Source organism: Nocardioides sp. Soil796 (assembly GCF_001429525.1).
Classification (GTDB): domain Bacteria; phylum Actinomycetota; class Actinomycetes; order Propionibacteriales; family Nocardioidaceae; genus Nocardioides.
The window spans coordinates 54,112-69,918 of the sequence record NZ_LMSQ01000016.1 but is presented as its reverse complement, the minus strand read 5'-3'; the positions used below and the strand labels follow the sequence as shown (position 1 = coordinate 69,918).

At 70.5% G+C, this 15,807-nt stretch carries 16 protein-coding genes; 5 read left to right on the top strand and 11 right to left on the bottom strand.

The features are described from left to right. Positions 1–24: 24 nt before the first annotated feature. Positions 25–993: an SDR family NAD(P)-dependent oxidoreductase gene (locus ASH02_RS06480; RefSeq protein ID WP_200959102.1), complete on the bottom strand. Its 969-nt coding sequence runs from the start codon at positions 991–993 to the stop codon at positions 25–27. Beyond that, positions 990–1,439 (bottom strand): SRPBCC family protein, encoded by a 450-nt coding sequence (locus ASH02_RS06475; protein WP_057294469.1) that lies wholly within the window; start codon positions 1,437–1,439, stop codon positions 990–992. The genes ASH02_RS06480 and ASH02_RS06475 overlap by 4 nt, the downstream gene beginning before the upstream one ends. A 146-nt stretch (positions 1,440–1,585) precedes the next feature. Here ASH02_RS06475 and ASH02_RS06470 point away from each other — a divergent pair, with 146 nt between their 5' ends. Further along, positions 1,586–1,837 carry a hypothetical protein gene (locus ASH02_RS06470; RefSeq protein WP_057294468.1) on the top strand — a complete coding sequence of 84 codons (252 nt, stop codon included), beginning with the start codon at positions 1,586–1,588 and terminating at the stop codon, positions 1,835–1,837. Positions 1,838–1,862: 25 nt separating this feature from the next. Here ASH02_RS06470 and ASH02_RS06465 read toward each other — a convergent pair whose 3' ends face one another. Together ASH02_RS06465 and ASH02_RS06460 are read right to left on the bottom strand one after the other, a co-directional pair. Next, complete coding sequence (locus ASH02_RS06465; RefSeq protein WP_056891243.1) at positions 1,863–2,309, bottom strand: RrF2 family transcriptional regulator; 447 nt, start codon at positions 2,307–2,309, stop codon at positions 1,863–1,865. Between the two features lie 27 nt (positions 2,310–2,336). Continuing rightward, positions 2,337–3,086: an SDR family oxidoreductase gene (locus ASH02_RS06460; protein ID WP_057294467.1), complete on the bottom strand. Its 750-nt coding sequence runs from the start codon at positions 3,084–3,086 to the stop codon at positions 2,337–2,339. A 193-nt stretch (positions 3,087–3,279) separates the two neighbouring features. Between ASH02_RS06460 and ASH02_RS06455 the strand changes: the two genes are divergently transcribed. Beyond that, positions 3,280–4,317: a trypsin-like serine peptidase gene (locus ASH02_RS06455; protein WP_056680108.1), complete on the top strand. Its 1,038-nt coding sequence runs from the start codon at positions 3,280–3,282 to the stop codon at positions 4,315–4,317. A gap of 21 nt (positions 4,318–4,338) precedes the next feature. Here the strand turns inward: ASH02_RS06455 and ASH02_RS06450 are convergent, their stop codons facing one another. Both ASH02_RS06450 and ASH02_RS06445 read right to left on the bottom strand, forming a co-directional pair. Beyond that, the gene (locus tag ASH02_RS06450; protein WP_057294466.1) at positions 4,339–5,730 is read right to left on the bottom strand and encodes an FAD-binding oxidoreductase; all 1,392 of its coding nucleotides are present in this window, start codon (positions 5,728–5,730) and stop codon (positions 4,339–4,341) included. After that, complete coding sequence (locus ASH02_RS06445) at positions 5,727–6,809, bottom strand: zinc-dependent alcohol dehydrogenase (protein WP_057294465.1); 1,083 nt, start codon at positions 6,807–6,809, stop codon at positions 5,727–5,729. Before ASH02_RS06445 ends, ASH02_RS06450 begins: the two co-directional genes overlap by 4 nt. Before the next feature lie 201 nt (positions 6,810–7,010). Between ASH02_RS06445 and ASH02_RS06440 the strand changes: the two genes are divergently transcribed. From ASH02_RS06440 to ASH02_RS06430, 3 genes are read left to right on the top strand one after another with little or no spacing between them, the layout of a single operon-like run. Continuing rightward, a complete protein-coding gene (locus ASH02_RS06440; protein WP_057294464.1) occupies positions 7,011–8,180 on the top strand; it encodes an acetyl-CoA acetyltransferase in 1,170 nt (389 codons plus the stop codon). After that, positions 8,177–9,799 carry an AMP-binding protein gene (locus ASH02_RS06435; RefSeq protein ID WP_200959100.1) on the top strand — a complete coding sequence of 541 codons (1,623 nt, stop codon included), beginning with the start codon at positions 8,177–8,179 and terminating at the stop codon, positions 9,797–9,799. The genes ASH02_RS06440 and ASH02_RS06435 overlap by 4 nt, the downstream gene beginning before the upstream one ends. Continuing rightward, positions 9,796–10,725 (top strand): hypothetical protein, encoded by a 930-nt coding sequence (locus ASH02_RS06430; protein WP_057294463.1) that lies wholly within the window; start codon positions 9,796–9,798, stop codon positions 10,723–10,725. Before ASH02_RS06435 ends, ASH02_RS06430 begins: the two co-directional genes overlap by 4 nt. A 239-nt stretch (positions 10,726–10,964) precedes the next feature. Here the strand turns inward: ASH02_RS06430 and ASH02_RS06425 are convergent, their stop codons facing one another. From ASH02_RS06425 to ASH02_RS06405, 5 genes are all read right to left on the bottom strand, one after another. Next, positions 10,965–11,750: an SDR family NAD(P)-dependent oxidoreductase gene (locus tag ASH02_RS06425; protein ID WP_057294462.1), complete on the bottom strand. Its 786-nt coding sequence runs from the start codon at positions 11,748–11,750 to the stop codon at positions 10,965–10,967. Next, entirely contained in the window at positions 11,747–13,099 is a 1,353-nt protein-coding gene (locus ASH02_RS06420; RefSeq protein ID WP_057294461.1) for an MFS transporter, read from the bottom strand. The genes ASH02_RS06425 and ASH02_RS06420 overlap by 4 nt, the downstream gene beginning before the upstream one ends. A gap of 100 nt (positions 13,100–13,199) precedes the next feature. Beyond that, positions 13,200–14,399 (bottom strand): helix-turn-helix domain-containing protein, encoded by a 1,200-nt coding sequence (locus ASH02_RS06415; RefSeq protein ID WP_057294460.1) that lies wholly within the window; start codon positions 14,397–14,399, stop codon positions 13,200–13,202. 26 nt (positions 14,400–14,425) lie between these two features. Then, positions 14,426–15,064, bottom strand: a complete 639-nt coding sequence (locus tag ASH02_RS06410) for a hypothetical protein (protein WP_057294459.1) — start codon at positions 15,062–15,064, stop codon at positions 14,426–14,428. A 67-nt stretch (positions 15,065–15,131) separates the two neighbouring features. After that, positions 15,132–15,800, bottom strand: a complete 669-nt coding sequence (locus ASH02_RS06405) for a hypothetical protein (protein ID WP_056680084.1) — start codon at positions 15,798–15,800, stop codon at positions 15,132–15,134. Between the last annotated feature and the right edge of the window lie 7 nt (positions 15,801–15,807).

The window sequence follows — 15,807 nt, the reverse complement described above, 5'->3', positions numbered from 1 at the left end:
CGAGCCCTCGGGTGCGCGGTCCGCTCAGTCGATTCCCGTCGCTGAGCGGAGCCACGCCCATGCTCGCGCCACCTCGTCGGCGCGAGGCCGGGTGGCAGGCACCAGGTGCGTGGGGCGAGGCACCCGGTCGTGCCAGAATCGGCCGGTCGGCGGCGCAGGTCGTGTCGCCGCCAGCCAGACGCTGGTGTCGGCTCCCTGCCGATCGTCACGCAGGATCGGCCGGGTCAGCCGTCGGAACGTCGGCAACGACTCCCTCACCCCAGGAGTGTCCGCCCAGCCCGGGTGCATCCCGGCCAGCACCATGCCGTCGAAGGACCAGCGGTCGGCCAGCAGCGGGAGCATCTCCACCTGCATGCGCTTGGACCGGGCGTAGGCAACCGACGGCGAGTACTCGCCCAAGCGGAATTCGGGGTCGCCGGCCGGAAGCCGCTGGGCATACATCCCGCCGCTGCTGACCAGGACCGTCCGGCCGCTGTGGAGGCGGTCGCGCAGCAGCTCGGTCATCAGCACCGGCCCGAGCACGTGCACCGCCATGCTCAGCTCGTGACCCTGAGGTGACTCCGTGCGTTCGGGCGGCATGACCCCCGCGTTGTGGATGAGGGCGTGGACCGAGGTGAGGTCTAGTTCGTCCGCGAAACGGCGTACGTCGTCGAGGTCGGCCAGGTCGCACCGCGTGACGCGCAGGTCGGCATCGCCGACTCGGGAGATGATCTGCCCACGGACCCGTTCGCCCTTCACCTCGTCGCGCACCACCATGTGCACCGCGGCACCCAGGCGCGCCAGGCCCTCCACACAACCGATCCCGAGGCCGGAGCTTGCCCCGGTCACGAGAACGTGTCGCCCGGCGAGTGCTCCGGGCTGAGGGTCCGCGGGCCAACCCGGCAACCGGCGCCGGACCTCGAAGCCGATGCGGCTGTAGCCCGGTGCCAGCGTCCGGTCCATCAACGTGTCCAGCGCCCTCACCGGGAGAGTGGCTGCCTCCGCCGCGCTCACCGGCCGTCTCCCAGCGCATCGAGGCACGCTTGCATCTGCCGGATGGTCTTGCGAGCCAGGGCCGGGAGGTAGGCCGCCACCAGTGGAGCGGCGTACTTCGCGGCGCCGGTGAAGGAGAACTCGGCGTGGTAGGTCACCTCGGAACCACCATCGACGCCGGCCCTCACACCCAGCACGTCGTGACCCTCGAACTGCTCGTTGCGTCCGACCAGGTGGATGCGGGTGGGCCGCTCCAGCTCTGCGACGGTGTAGCGGATCTCGGACTCGCGCCCCATGAACGAGGAGACATTGCGGTAGACGCTGCCCACCTCGCCGCCGCCCTGCACGAGTTCGCAGGTCTTCGTGCCCGGGTCCCACTCCTCGGCGTTGCGGAAGTCGGCAAGGTAGTCGTGGACCCGCTCCGGCGGGGCGGTCGTGGTGAACGTGCGGGTGATCGAAGGTCTCATCTGTTCGGCTCCACACTGTCGGAGAGACCGGGAGGCACGGGGGTCATCCCGGTCGGGACGTCATGCAGTACCCACGCGGAGAGATCGAACCCGCCACACTCCCGGCATCGGCCGCATGCGGCACGGTCCGTCGGGTACGGAGAAGCATGACCGAGAACCCGAACTACGACCCCCAGACCCGCCCCAACATCGGCCCCGGCTCCTCGGAGCCCGAGCCGGAGACGCCTCCCACCGATCCCGCCGGCGACACAGGCGCAGGCGACCACGCCGAGCACCATGACGGCGATGGGCAGGACGGGTACACCGGCTTGGTCACGTCCCAGGACCCGCCGCCCGAGGGCAGCCAGCGCGAGAACGCCGAGACCGCCCTGGACCAGCCCTCGGAGGGCTCCGAGTAGTTTGTCGGACGCCGTACGCGTCGGGTCAGAGGACCTCGTCGAGTCGTGAGGTGTCGAGGCTGGCGGCCAGGTCGGCGATCGTCGTACCAGCGAGCGAGTCCCGCCAGGCACGTTCGGCATCGGCCATCACCTTGGCGATGCCGCAGGCCTCGAGGCACTTCTCGGGAGGCTGGGCCAGCACGCCCTGCTGCCGGATCTCCGTGCAGCGGAAGGCCGGCCGCTCTCCGTCGATCGCCTGGACGACCTGCAGGACAGTGATCTCGCCGGCGTCCCGGGCGAGGGCGTAGCCCCCGTCGCGGCCCTCACTCGGCACGATCAGGCCGGCCCGGGCGAGCTGGTGCAGGTGCTTGGCGAGGTAGGCCTTCGACACCCCGTGCAGCTCGGCCAGCCGAGCGCTGGGCACCGGTTGCTCCGCCTGGCTGAGTACGACGCAACAGTGGATGGACCACTCCACCCCGGCCGAAAGCTTCACCCGGCCATCCTTGCAGGCCGGACCTGCTCAGTCGCGATCACGTAGCCATTCGTCGAGCGTGGTCGGCGCGATCCAGGCGCCCGCGCCGGGCGTCGCGACCAGCGCCGCGTCATCGAGCACCGCGCCGAAGTAGCCGGCCTGGGGATCCGGGACCACGGTCCGGGTGTCCCCCGTCGCCCTGAACTCGCGACGGATCAGCTCATCGATCCCCAGTGCCTCGGGGCCGGCGATCTCGAGGGTTCCGTTGACCGGGGCTCCCGTGACCACCTCGGCCAGGTGGGTGACCACGTCACGAGAGGCGATCGGCTGCAGGGTTGCCGGCGTGGCCCGGACAGTGCCGTCCTCGGTCCCCGCGTCGGCGATGCCCGCGATGAACTCGAAGAATTGCGTCGAGCGGACGATCGTGAAGGGGACGCCACCAGCGGCGACCCCGGCCTCCTGCGCCAGCTTTGCCCGCATGTAGCCCGACTCGGTGAGCCGGTCCGCGCCGACGATCGAGAGGATCACGTGGTGGCCCACACCGGCGCGCTCCTCGGCCGCGACCAGGTGTGCCGTGGAGTCGCGGAAGAAGGCGAGGACGTCGTCGCCTGCCCAGGACGGCGAGTTGGTCAGGTCCACGACCACGTCCGCCCCCTTGACCGCATCGGCCACGCCCTTGCCGGTCGTGGTGTCGATGCCGTCCTCGCGTCCCAGCGCGTCGACCTGATGGCCCTGCTCCCCCAGTCGGGCAGCCAGCTGGCTGCCGATCAGGCCTGCTCCGAAGATGACAACCTTCATGATCCCACTCCTTACTGAGACAAGTTTTGTAGTAGTTTACTACGACACTCCTTGTCCGAGTCAAGGAGTGTCCTGCCGATCCCCGACAACGGGGAAGTCGACCGGCTCGGGTATCGCGCGTCGCCATGCGTGCTCCTTCCGTTCGACGCACCACGCGTCGTACTCATCGAAGTCGTACTCATCGGAGGACACCATGGCAACCGGACGCAGCGACCACGACCACGACAGGACGACGCGGGAGCGAGCGGAGGAGCCGCTCACCGTCGACCAGGAGCTGGAGCTCGGCGACCGACAGGGTGAGCCCGACTGGTTCGACCTCAACCGCCTGCGCTCCCCCGCCGAACGCGAGGCGGAGCCGTCGGGGAGCGTCGGCCTCGGCGAGGAGCTGCTCCGCGACGAGATGGTGCACAGCGTCGACGAATGGACCCCGGAGAACTCCCGGACGATCATCGGCGGACCGCGCTCGCTGGGCGTCCACCGTCCGCGGATGCTGCGCCGGTTCAACGGGTCACCCGTCGAGCCCGCGAACTTCACCCAGATCTACGACGGTGAGAGCCGGCAGGTCTACTCGACGACCGCGGCCCCGTGGGTCCGCATCGGTCAGCTCGACACCGGTCGTGGCAAGGGCAGCGCCACGTTGATCGGGGAGTCCACGATCCTGACGGCCTCCCACGTCGTGGCGAACTCATGGTCCCCGGGTGGTCCGGTGATCGGGAACGTCACCTTCACACCCGGCATGTTCGACGGCACGTCGGTGCTCGGCGGGAGCTGGACGGCCAACGTCATCGGCATCGCCGCCTGGGAGCAGTTCGTCGGGCAGGACGGCTACGACATGGCCATCTGCCAGCTCGACCAGCCCTTCGGCCGGTGGCTCGGCTACTTCGGCTACCGGACGTACGACGACGACTGGGAGGACCTGCACGTCTGGAACCACGCGGGCTATCCCTACGACCTGAGCGCGACCGGCCAGCGGCCCTGCTTCGAGCTCGGCATCTCGGTGCACGACGACGACAGTGACAGCTACGACACGCTCGAGCTCGAGACCAGGGCCGACATCGCCAGCGGTCAGTCCGGCGGACCGCTGTGGGGTCGCTGGACCAATGGTGGTCGCCAGGTCATCGGCACCCTCAGTGGCCGTGAGGACAACTTCGCCGAGGAGAAGAACAGCCTCTTCGCCGGGGGCAACGGCCTGAGCCGACTCTGCAGGTGGGGCCGCGACAACTGGGGCTGAGGGTGTCGGCAGCCGCGCGGGTCAGATCGGCAGAGCCTTGCCAGGGTTGAGGATTCCGTGCGGATCGAGCGCGGCCTTCACCGAGTGGTGCATCTGCGCCACGGCCGGCGAGAGCTCCTGTCCCAGTCCGGCGCGCTTGAGGAGGCCGATCCCGTGCTCCCCCGTCACCGTGCCGCCGGCCTCGAGCGCAACCCGCAGGATCTCGTCGAACGCGGCCCGGGCCCGCACCCCTGCAGCCTCGTCGCCCGGCGGCGTGACCAGCAGGGGATGCAGGTTGCCGTCGCCGGCGTGGGCGATGTTGGCCACCATGACGTCGTGGGCGCGGCCGATGTCGCGCACCTGTCCGAGCACGTCGGCCACGCGCGCCAGCGGCACGCAGATGTCCTCGGTCAGCACCACGCCCTTGCGCTCCATGGCGGGGAAGGCGAAACGCCTGGCGGCGTACAACGCCTCCGACTCCTGCTCGTCCTCGGAGGCTGCGGTGAAGGTCGCCCCGGCCTCCTCGAAGCAGCGGATCAGCTCCTTCGTCTCATGGACCGCCAGCTCCCCCGGTGCGTCGGTGCGACCGATCAGCACGGTGTCGGCGTCGTTCGAGAGGCCCATGTGCTTCCACTCGTCGACGGCCTCCAGGCAGCCGCGGTCGACGAGCTCGAGGACGCTCGGTGAGATGCCGGAGGCGCCGATCAGCGCGACCGCGCGCCCGGCGTCCTCCAACGAGTCGAAGTTGCCGATGACGGTTGTCGCGGACGGCGGCAACGGCCGCAGGGCCAGCACGACCTCGGTGACGACGCCCAGGGTTCCCTCCGACCCGACAACCAGGCCGCGCAGGTCGTAGCCGGCAACGCCCTTGGCGGTACGCCGACCGAGCCGCACCACCTCCGCGGTTCCGGTGACCACCTCGAGCTCGCGCACGTAGTCGCCGGTGACGCCGTACTTCACGCAGCACATGCCGCCGGCGTTGGTCGCGACGTTGCCGCCGATCGTCGACCAGGGGCTGCTGGCCGGGTCCGGCGGATACCACAGCCCGTGCTCCACGAGGGCGGCACGGAAGTCGTCGTTGACCACACCGGGCTGCACGCGCGCCAGCCGGTGCTCGACGTCGACCTCGAGGATCTGGTCCATCCGCTCCATCGACACGACCACGGCGTCGGCGGTGGCATTGGCCCCGCCCGACAGGCCCGTGCCCGCACCCCGGGTCACCAGTGGAGTGCCCGTCCCGACACAAGCCGCCACGACCGCACGCACCTCCTCCGTCGTGCGAGGACGCACCACTGCCGCCGGGACGTCGTACGCCGCCCACACCGAGCGGTCGTGCGCGTAGGCCGACGTGGAGTCGGGGTTGGTCAGCACGTCGAGGCCCTCGATTGCCTCGAGGGCCTCCACGATCGAGGCCGAGACGGTGGACGCGGTCATCGGGTCTTTCCTTCGGTCGAGGTCTCGTGCAGCTGCGTGTCGGGCAGCGACGGCAACAGCAACACCTTGCCTGCATCCTCCCGCATCAGCTCAAGGGCGAGCGGCAGCCCGCTGAGCGGCAGCCGGTGCGTCAGGAGCCCGGCCAGGTCGACCCGGCCGGAGATCACCAGCTCCGAGAGCCGGTCCCAGGTGCCCCACAGGGACCGACCGAAGCTGCCCCGCAGGGTCAGTCCCCGGGTGATCAGGGTGCGCGTGACCGGCAGTGCGACCTCGCCCTTGACCAGGCCCACGACGACGACGGTGCCCTCGTTGCGGGTCGCGTCGAGGACGGTGGACAGCGCCGCGCCCGCGCCCGAGCACTCGAAGGCCACGTCGTAGCCACCGCGGTGGCGCGTCGTCGGGTCGGCGACCTCCATCGGGTCCACACCGACGTCGAGCACGACGGCGCCGGACCGCTCGGCCATCTTGCGACGCATGGGGTTGGGCTCGACCACGGTGACGATGCGGGCGCCCATGGCCACGGCGATCTGGACGAGCACCAGCCCGACCGGGCCTGCACCCGAGACCAGGACGCTGCTGCCGGCCAGGGACACTCCGCTGCGCAGCACGGCGTGCATGGCGCTGCCCCCGGGCTCGAGCAGTGCGGCCTCCTCGAGCCCGATTGCGTCGGGCAGGGCGAAGCAGCTCGCTGCCGGGACGACGACCCGCTCCGCGAACGCGCCGTCGAGGTGGACGCCGAGCAGCTGCACCCGCGCGCAGTTGTGGCCGTCGCCGTTTCGACAGAAGAAGCACTCGCCGCAGTGGAGGTGGGTCTCGACCGTCACCCGGGTGCCGACGGCGACCCGCGTCATGGGGTCGGCCTCCACGACGATCCCGGCAACCTCGTGCCCCATCGTGACGGGGAACCTCATGCCGAAGTCGTCCAGCACCGGTCCGGAATCGTGGATCGCGGCATCCGTGCCGCACACGGACGCCGCGGCCACCTCGATGCGCACCTGGCCGGGGAGCAGCACCGGCTCCGGTCGATCGGTGACGAACCGGCAGCCGGGTCCGCGGTCTGCCTTGACTGTCGCTCGCATGAGCGCCTCCTTCGCGTTGCTCCCATGCTCGGCGGGAACGACGGGACGGCGGCACCGCTGCGAGACGAGACCGCAGATCGGCACCTTCGACAGATGTCGAAACACCGCAGGTGACGTGCTCGACGCCCGCACGTAGTCGCTGACCGGGGCGCGAGGCCATCGTGGAGGCACAGCGCACCGCCACGTGGAAGAGGACACGCAATGAACTCCAGTACGTCGATCATCGGTTGGGCCCACACGCCGTTCGGCCGGCTCGAAGCCCCGGACACGACCGCCCTGATGGCCTCGGTCATCCCGCAGGCCCTCGCCGACGCGCAGATGGACGCCGCCGACGTCGACGGCATCTTCGTCGGCGTCTACAACAACGGGTTCAGCGCCCAGGACTTCCAGGCAGCACTGGTCTCGGTCGCCGACAGCCGCCTCGCCGCGACACCCGCGACGCGACTGGAGAACGCCTGCGCCACCGGCTCGGCCGCGATCAACGCCGCCTGCGACTTCATCGAGTCCGGACGCGGTCGCGTCGCGCTCGTCGTGGGCGCCGAGAAGATGACCGGCGTCAGCACCCCGCGAGCCGGCGAGATCCTGCTCAGCGGCTGCTACCAACCCGAGGAGGCCGCTGTGGAGGCCGGTTTCGCGGGCGTCTTCGCCGGCATTGCCCGCGCCTACGCCGACAGGTACGGCGACCCGTCCCGGGCGATGGCGATGGTCGCGGCGAAGAACCACGAGAACGGCGTGACGAACCCCCTCGCGCAGATCCGCAAGGACCTCGGCCTCGACTTCTGCTCGACCGTCTCGGAGAAGAACCCGTTCGTGGCCCCACCGCTGCGTCGCACCGACTGCTCGTTGATCTCCGACGGAGCCGCGGCCCTGGTGCTCGCCGCGCCGGACGTGGCCGCGACCAGCGACCGCCGGGTCCGGTTCAGGTCCCGTGCACAGGCCAACGACGCCTTCCCGCTCTCCCGCAGGGATCCCACCGAGTTCGCCGGCGCCCGTCAGGCCTGGGCCGCGGCCACCGCCGACGCCGGACTGCAGACCCTCGACCTGGACCTGATCGAGACCCACGACTGCTTCACGATCGCCGAGCTCATCCAGTACGAGGCGTTCGGCCTGGCCGAACCCGGCCAGGGCCACCGGATCCTCGAGGAGGGGCTCACCACCGCCGACGGCAAGCTGCCCGTCAACCGGTCCGGAGGCCTGAAGGCCAAGGGCCACCCCATCGGCGCGACCGGTGTCTCGATGCATGTCATGGCCGCCATGCAGCTGACCGGCACCGCCGGCGACCTGCAGCTCCCCCGTGCCGACGTCGCCGGGGTCTTCAACATGGGCGGCGCCGCCGTCACCAACTACGCGAGCATCCTGGAGCGCTGGTGAGCACCACACGGACCGACACCCGAGCGACGCCGACGACGGCCCTCACGATGAAGACGACCAACCTCTCCTCGCTCCTGCGCCAGACCGCGGCTCGGCTCCCCGCCCACACGGCGATCGTGCGTGGCGACCTGGCATGGACCTGGCGCGAGCTCGACCAGCGGGTCGACGCCCTCGCCGCCGCGATGTCCGACACCGGCATCACCCGCGGCTCCGTGGTGCTGCTGCACAGCGCCAACGCCCGCGACTACCTCACGGTGATGTTCGCGGCGTGGAGGGTCGGCGCCGTCATCACCCCGACCAACGCCAAGCTCACGCCGACGGAGCTGCTGCCGCTCGCGGACGTCGTACGCCCCGACCTGGTGGTGCTCGAGAGCTCGCTGACCGGGCACGCAGCGGCGCTCGCCAGCGCTTCGGTCGCCCCGGTCTGGAGACTCTCGGACGACGAGCCGGACGACGTGCCGAGCGACGGGCACGTCACCGTGGCCGGACTGATCAGCGACCACCACGGCCGCCGCATCGACGACGTACCGGTCGACGCCGGCGACCCCTGCTGGTTCTTCTTCACCTCGGGGAGCTCCGGCCGGCCCAAGGCCGCGGTGCTCACCCACGACCAGATGGGCTTCGTGGTCAACAACCACATCGCCGACCTGATGCCGGGCCTCGACCACACCGACGCCACCCTCGTGCTCGCGCCGTTGTCGCACGGCGCCGGCGTCCACGTGCTCACCCACGTGGCCCGGGGCGCGGCCGTCGTGCTGCTCCCCGGTGACAGCCTCGACCCGACGGCGGCCTGGGAACTCGTCGCCCGCCATCGGGTCACCACGCTGTTCACCGTGCCGACGATCCTGAACCGTCTGGTCGCGGCCGCGGACGGCGTCGACCACTCGAGCCTGCGTCACGTCGTCTACGCCGGGGCACCGATCACCGCACCCGACCAGCGCCGGGCGTACGACGTCCTCGGGCCAGTGCTGGTGCAGTACTACGGGCTGGCCGAGGTGACCGGCGCGATCACCGTGCTCCCACACGACCGGCACGCCGACGTGCCGACCGTGGACGGGATCGGCACCGCCGGCTACCCACGAACCGGCATGACGATCTCGATCCAGGACGCCGAGGGGAACCCGCTGCCGCCCGGGAAGCGCGGGGAGATCTGCGTGGCCGGCCCGGCGGTCTTCGCCGGCTACCTCGACCACCCCGAGGGCAACGTGAAGGCGTTCCGCGACGGCTGGTTCCGCACCGGCGACCTCGGACACTGCGACGAGGCGGGCTTCCTCTACATCACGGGACGCGCGTCGGACATGTACATCTCCGGCGGCTCCAACATCGACCCGCGCGAGGTCGAGGAGAAGGTGCTCCAGCACCCCGGCGTACGACAGGTCGGTGTGGTCGGCGTACCCGATGCCGACTGGGGCGAGGTCGGCGTGGCCGTGTGCGTCGTCGAGCCGGGCCTCGAGCCCGAGTCGCTGCTGGCGTGGTGCCGCGAGCACATGACCCGGTACAAGGTGCCCAAGCGCGCGCACTTCGTCGACCGCCTGCCCACCTCGGCCTACGGCAAGGTCACCACTCCCCTGCTGCGCGAGCTCGTCACCGGCGCCGGACTCGCGGAGGCGACCCGATGACCTCTACCGCCGGTACGGCGACCCGCGCGGCCGCACCGGAGCCGCTGTGCCACCCCGGCCCGGTCCTCCCCGACCGGGTCGTCTCCCTCGAGACTCGTCTCGTCACCCATGAGGTCGAGCTGCCGGCGGGTGCGCGGCTCCTTGACGCCCTGGGCGACGTGCTCGACCGCTTTTGCGCGGCGGGGGCCGTGGGTCGTCTGGTCGGCGGCTCACTGGCGGAGTTCGACTACTACATCCCCGCCCTGGGGCCGCCGGGCGGTTCGGTCGCGACGTTCAGCGAGCCGATCCCGGGCGGCCGCAACGGGCGCCTGCGACTGGGCGGCGTGACCCTGGGCCACCGCGACGGGGAGGTCTTCGCGCACAGCCATGCGCTCTTCGACACCGCGCTCGGCGAGCGCCGGGCCGGTCACCTGATCCCTGACTCCGTGGTCCTCGGCCGCGGAGTCACCGCCCACGTCGCCGTGAGCGCCGACGTGCGGTACGACGTGGCGCACGACCCGGAGACGACGATGTCCCTGTTCGAGCCGCGACGCGTGGTGCCCGGCCCGGCCGACCGCGGCGAACCGATCGGCCGGCGGGCGATCGTGTGCCGCGTGCGGCCCAACGTCGACCTGCCGACCACGATCGAGCGGCTCACCGAGCAGCAGGGGTGGACGGGCGCGCGCGTGCACGGGCAGATCGGCTCGATCGTCGGCGGACGCCTGCGCCAGCCCGACGGCTCGATCCTCGTTGTGGAGGGGCCAGCGACGGAGGTGATGTACCTCGACGGCGAAGTCCGCCGCGTCGACGGCCGGATGACCGCGGACCTGATGGCCGGTCTCGTGGACCGCTTCGGCGGCATCCACCACGGTGGCCTCGTGCGCGGGATGAACCCGGTCGCGATGACCTACGAGCTGGCACTCGCCGAGTCCGACCCGATCGGCTGACACCTTCAGGACAGAGCAACCCGGCCCACCCCGTCGACGGGGTGGGCCGCGTTGTTCGTCGTACGCCGAGTCAGCGGGTCCTCAGCGCAATGCCGGCAAGACGGTCGGGCCGCTGAACGGGCACAACGGGCCGTTCCGTGCCGGAATCGGACCGTGTGCGGGCGTTGTGCCCGTTCAGCGGTACAGCGAGACGCTCCCAGCCATCGCACGGTGGGGCGTGCGGGCCCACGGTGGCCGGGTCAGACGCTGCGCATGCCCAGTCCCCCGTCGACCGGGAGGCAGACCCCGTTGATGTAGGCCGCCTTGTCGGAGGCCAGGAAGACCGCGGCATTGGCGACGTCCCACGGCGAGCCCATGCGCCCGGTCGGGCTGAGCGCGTGGCGTGCCTCGACCTCGGCCTGCGAGCCGGCCAGCTGCTGACCCACCAGGGGCGTGTCGATCAGGCCGGGGAGGATCGCGTTGGCGCGGATGCCGCGGTCGGCGTACGTCAGGGCGATCGAGACGGTGAGCTGGTTGAGCGCGGCCTTGGCGGCGCTGTACGCCGGGTACGGGTAGCCGGTGTGTCGCACGCTGGCGAGCGAGGAGACCTGGACGAAGACGCCACGGCCCTCCTCGAGCATCGGCGGAAGCGCATGCCTGAAGGCCAGGTAGGCACCGTTCAGGTTCACGTCGACTGCCGCCTGCCACTCGGCCGGTGCCAGCTCCATGACGGAGCCGGTGCGGGCGACACCCACGTTGCCGTGGACCACGTGGGGTACGCCGAACCGGGCGATCGTCTCCTTGACGACCGCCTCGACATCGGCGTCCACGGTGACGTCGGCCTCGAGAGCCAGAGCCCGACCGCCGGCCGCGGTGATGCGATCGGCGACCCGGTGGGCCTCGTTGCCGTTGCGATCGACGGCCACGACGGTCGCGCCGGACTCGGCGTACGCCAGGGCAGCAGCCTCGCCGTTGCTGGTGCCGGCTCCACTGGAGCCGGCACCCATCACGACGACGACCCGGTCCTGCAGGTCGCCGGCGCTCATCGTTCGGCGACGGTGGTGCGGGCGACGGGGATGACCTTGCTCATCGCGAGCAGCCCGATGGCGGCTCCGACGGCGAGCACGCCGACGACCCACAGGCCGGCTCGTGCGTTGCCGGTGAGGTCGACCAGCCACCCGGTGGCGTAGGGCGCCAGGAAGCCTGAGGCCGCACCGATGGTGTTGACCAGGGCGATGCCGGTGGCGGCGCCCGGTCCCGAGAGGAAGGTCGGCGGGAGGTACCAGAAGACCGGGAAGGCCGAGAAGATGCCGATCGAGGTCAGGGTGATGACGACCATCGTGGTGAACGGCGAGTTCATGTAGAGCGCGACCGGGATCGTCACGCCGGCCAGCAGCATCGGCAGCACGACGTGCCAGATCCGCTCGTCGGAGCGGTCGGAGTGCTTCGACCACAAGACCATCGCGATCGCCCCGGCCGCGAACGGCACGGCCACGATCAGACCGGTCTGGAGGATCGAGAACGAGGTGTCGAACGTCTCGGAGAAGCCGGCCACGATCGAGGGGAGGAAGAAGCTCAGCGCGAAGAGGCTGTAGCCGAGGCCGAAGTAGACGCCTCCGAGGGCCCAGACCCGACCGTCACGCAGGCTGGCGCGCACCGAGTGGTGACCAGTGGCGGCCGACTCCTGCTGCTCGGCCTCCATCGTGTCGTGCAGCCACTCCCGCTCCTCGGGCTCCAGCCAGGCGGCCTGGTTGGGGCGGTCGGTCAGGTAGAACCAGGCTGCGACGCCGAGCACCAGGGTCGGCAGGCCCTGCAGGAGGAACATGGCCTGCCATCCGGCCAGGCCCATCCAGCCGTGGGTGTACTGCAGGATCAGGCCCGAGATGGGCGATCCCAGCGCCGAGGACAGCGGCAGGAAGACCATGAAGAGGCCGACGAGCCGAGCGCGGTCCGCGCGCGGGAACCACCAGGTCAGGTAGAGGATGATGCCGGGGAAGAAGCCGGCCTCGGCGATGCCGAGCACGATGCGCGCGGTGTAGAGCCAGCCGGCGGTCGGCACGAAGGCCATCAGCGTGGCGACCAGCCCCCAGCTGACCATGATCCGGGCGATCCACCGTCGGGCGCCGAAGCGCTGGAGGGCCAGGTTGCTGGGCACCTCGAAGAAGATGTAGCCGATGAAGAAGAGACCGCTGGCCAGGCCGTACATGGTCTCGGTGAGACCGAGGTCGGCGCTCATCGTGAGCTTGGCGAAGGCGATGTTGCTGCGGTCGAGGTAGTTGAGCAGGTAGGCGATTCCCAGGAACGGGATGAGCCGCCGGGCTACCTTCTTCATCACCCGCTGCTGCAATGCGTGCTCCTCGGGAAGTGATGAAGTCGGTGCGAGTTCCGTGGTCATCGCGGAACCTCCTTGGTCTGTGACGGTGGTAACACCGACGATCGGCCACCCACCCCCGCGGCAACCATGTGGAGCAGACGAAAGCGCCCGGCTCCACTTGCTACATATGTCGAACGTCGGGCAGGAGGTCCATCAGGGTGAGCCCGAGGTGCATCGTCAACCTGACCCGGCCGTCGGACAGGTCGTAGCCGGTCAGCTCCTCGATCCGGCTCAGCCGGTAGTAGAGCGTCGTGCGGTGGATGTTGAGCGCCGCGGAGGCAGTCGGTGCCGATCCCCCGGCATCGAGGAAGGCACGCAGGGTGACGGCGAGCTGGCGGTCCCCGTCGACCTCGAGCAGTCGTTGGACCTCGGCGGGGAGCGCCCGGGGGCCGAGCTGGTCGTGCGGGATCCGCATCAGCGGACCGTAGGGGCCCAGCTCCTCCCAGGTCGTCGTACTGCCCTTGAGGCCGGCGTCCGTGGCCCGACTCGCGAGCGCGGCGAGCTCGGCGGTCTCGAAGGCCCGGTCCAGGCCGGTCACGGCCGGCCCGATCCCGGCCACCGCCCGGAAGCGGCCCGAGGAGAGATCGTGAACCCGGGTCAACATGCGCTCGGCGTGGGCGCGCACCTTGACCGGCTTGGCACTGCCCAGCAGGAGCACGGCGGTGCGCTTGTCGACCGCTGCCAGCTGACGGCGTACGCCGACCGGCGTGGGCAGGGTGAACGCGCTGCGCATCGCCACGTTGACGTGCGCCTGCGAGGCATCCGAAGACGTCTCCGGGATGGCCAGCCAGATGGCGGTGACCAGTGCGAAGTCCTCCGCGGTCCTGGTGGAGGCGACTTCGGTCAGTGCGCGTCGTCGTACGGTCGGCTCCTGGCTGACCAGGTCGAGCACGGCCTGCTCACTCGTCTCGTCGGCGACCGAGAGCTCGTCGGCCAGGAGCGGGGCGACCTGCTCGGCGATCCCGGAGATCTCCGCCATCTCGGCCATCGTGAACGAGCCGTCGGGGTCCATCACCATGATCAGGGCGAGCAGCTCTCCCCGCCAGCGCACCGGGACGCAGATCCGGGCCTGCATGCCGAGCTCGGCGTTGGACGGGATCACCCCGGCCCGGGGCCACGACGCGACACCTTGGGCGAGCACGTGGCCGATGGCCTTGCTGTTGGCTCGACGCTTGAGGATCGCGTCGACGCGGACCGGGTCCTCGTCGCCGAAGTGGGCGCTGCTGTAGAGCAGCTTCACGTTCGGATCGTCGATGATCACGGAGCGCTGCAGCTTGCTGGCGATCCGATCGACGATCTCCTGGATCTCTTCGCTCGGCATGAGTCGATCCTAGGGCCGAACGAGGATCAGCCGACCTCGACGAATCGCGACGACTCGGCCGTGCGGACGCGAGCGGACTCCGTCAGCGAACGCCTGGCCCGCAGCCGGTCGACCTGCCCTGCTGCGGCGTACAGGCCGAAGCCCGCTGCAAGCACGAGGACCAGCAACAGGGACACGTGCCTGACGAACGACGCGGGGTGCGCGGGATCGAGGGCCTGATAGACCAGCAGGTCGCCGACGAGGTAGTACGCCAGGTAGGCCAACGGCGGAACCAACCAGGTCAGCGGGTGCCACCAACGCAGGTGCGACAGCTTGTCGCCGACGACGAGGAAGTCGATCACCACCAGGGTGGGCGTGACCATGTGCTCGAACACGGAGTAGGTGTCGAGGAGGTTGCCGTGCTGCATGGCAATGAAGGCCAGCGACACGAGCACCATCAGGGTGGCCAGGGCTCCCCGCACCCGGGTCCAGTTCCGCACCCGCCGACCCTCCGCAGGGGCCGACGCGCCCAGGGTGAGATAGCAGAACCCGACTGCGAGGCTGGCGAGCTGGCTCAGCGCCGTCCACCAGACGTCGTACTGCCGAGCGGCCAGGGTGACGCCCAGGAATGCGGAGGCGGCGATCAGCAGGTGCCAGAGCCTGAGGGGCGGAGTCGTGTCGGACATCCGCAAAAGGGTACGCCAACTACCGTCTGCCCCACGTTCATTCGTCGTTCACCCGGCGAAGTCCAGGTCACTCGGAGCCGATGGAGTCGGAAACCTCGAACCGCTTCTCGTGCCGCACCCGCACCGACCCGGCGTACCCGTCGACGAAGCCGACGACCACCGCGTAGGTGTCCCCCGCGCGCGAGCGGAGCTTGAAGGTCCAGGAGTTCTCGGTCTGGTGGTGCTCCTCCGCGCTGAGCGAGAGCGTGTCCGCGTCCACGGCGTACGCCGTCGCCGCCGCGGCTCGTGCCCGCAGGATCGCTGCATCCCGAGAGGTCTGCGCCGACTCCGGTCGGCCGACCACCTCCATCAGGTCGCGGAAGGCGCGGGTCACGCCGTCGAGAGGTGCATCGGGACCGGAGGCCCGCGTCCCGGAGCCGGTCGTCACGAGGAGCCCGATCTCCACGGCACCCGAGCTCGGACCCCAGCTGGTGTGCGACCGGTGCTGGTGCAGGGAGTAGTGCCGCGGCGCATCGCCGCCCGCGAACACGACGGGCTCCAGGGCACTGAGCGCCAGGCGCTCGTCGAAGGCCTCTCCGTCGCGCCCGTCGACCGTCTCCAGCACCGGGAGGTCGAGCAGGAACTGCTGGTACGCCGGCGTCTCGGGGCTCGCGCGATAGCCGACCTGGACCCGGACCAGGTCCACCCGGCCGAAGGTGAGCATCGTGCGCGAGGGATCGACCGCGTGAGTGTCCATGTCCTCA